The organism is Streptomyces sp. NPDC001220 (assembly GCF_053597895.1).
This window is the reverse complement of sequence record NZ_JBSFJE010000060.1, coordinates 1-1,209: the sequence shown is the minus strand read 5'-3', so window position 1 is coordinate 1,209 and position 1,209 is coordinate 1. Positions and strand designations below refer to the sequence as shown.

The 1,209-nt window shown below is 69.8% G+C and carries 2 protein-coding genes; one reads left to right on the top strand and one right to left on the bottom strand.

Annotated elements, in window-relative coordinates; all coding sequences use genetic code 11:
- Nucleotides 1-866, bottom strand: an 866-nt coding sequence (locus ACWDGI_RS43635) for a TetR/AcrR family transcriptional regulator (protein ID WP_450768612.1), incomplete at its 3' end; no start/stop codon positions are given.
- 158 nt (nucleotides 867-1,024) lie between these two features.
- Between ACWDGI_RS43635 and ACWDGI_RS43630 the strand changes: the two genes are divergently transcribed.
- The coding region (locus ACWDGI_RS43630) for a hypothetical protein (RefSeq protein ID WP_450768611.1) at nucleotides 1,025-1,209 on the top strand (185 nt) is incomplete at its 3' end.

The following is a 1,209-nucleotide window of genomic DNA, read 5'->3' as shown; positions in this document are numbered from 1 at the left end:
GCCCCGGCTCCAACGGTGCCCGTGCTCCCTGAAATCCGGCGGTGGATGTCCGCGAGCATGTTGCGCATCGCGAGGTGGAAGAGCTCAGCCTCGTGGTCTCCGAGGAAGCCGGTGTGTCCGAACACCTCGAGGACGACCATGCCGTGCATGCGCCCCCATGCCTCCATGAGCAGGGCGATCGCGGGCGGTGGGAGGACTCCCGGCCCGTCCGGGGGCAGGTGGTCCAGGTAGGCCCGGAACTGGGGTGAGAGCGGGGGCATGTCGGCCGCCGCGAGCTGCTCCGGGCTGAAGCCGCCGAAGAGCTCACGCTGGAAGATCGTGCTCATCCGGCGGGCGGCCATGGTGGAGGCGCCGTCGGCCGGGGCCGCGTAGCCCCGCAGCGGTGTCCCGAACAGGAGCTTGAACCGCTCGGGGTGGGCGATGGCCCAGCCCCGGTAGCCCTCGGCCGCGTCCAGCAGACGCGACACGAACGGCCGGTCCGTCACCGGGTCCGCCGCAGTGCCCCCAGCGTCCGCGGCCGAGTCCGCCGTCGAGTCGACGGCGGCCTGGACGGCGGCGAACAGGTCCTCGTACCCCTTGGTGACCAGCATCGTGACGAGGGCGTGCCGGTTGGGGAAGTAGTGGTAGAGCGCCTGCACGGTCATGCCGAGGCTGCGCGCGACGGCCCGCAGGGACAGCCCCTCAGGACCGTGCTCGGTGATGTGCAGTTCGGCGGCGTCCAGGATCTCCCGCACCGCTGTGGCCCGCCGCCGCTCCCGCAGCGTGGGCGGAGCGGATGAGGCGGATCGAGCGGCCGGGGCGGAGGGAGCAGACGGCGCGGACGGAGCCGCCGGGGCGGCGGCCTTCGGCAGTTCGGGTACGGGCATGCGCCCACCCTACGGTGCTCCTCTGACACCTGAACATAAACAGAGTACCGTCAGGTAAATCGAGCACTGTCAGGTAAATCTCGCACTGCCAACTTTCCCATGGTCTCCCCTAGCGTCGTCGCATCCCCGCAGACACCTTGACCGCAAGGAGATTTGGCGTGTTCGAACGCATAGCCGAGCTGGCGATCCGCCGGGCCCGGCTGGTACTCATCGTCGCCGTCGTGGCGACAGCTCTCATGGGTGCCCTCGGTAGCGGCGCATTCACCAAGCTGCTGGGCGGCGGTTTCGACGACCCGGCTTCCCAGTCCACCCGGGCACGCGATCTCATCGACAGGAAATTCGG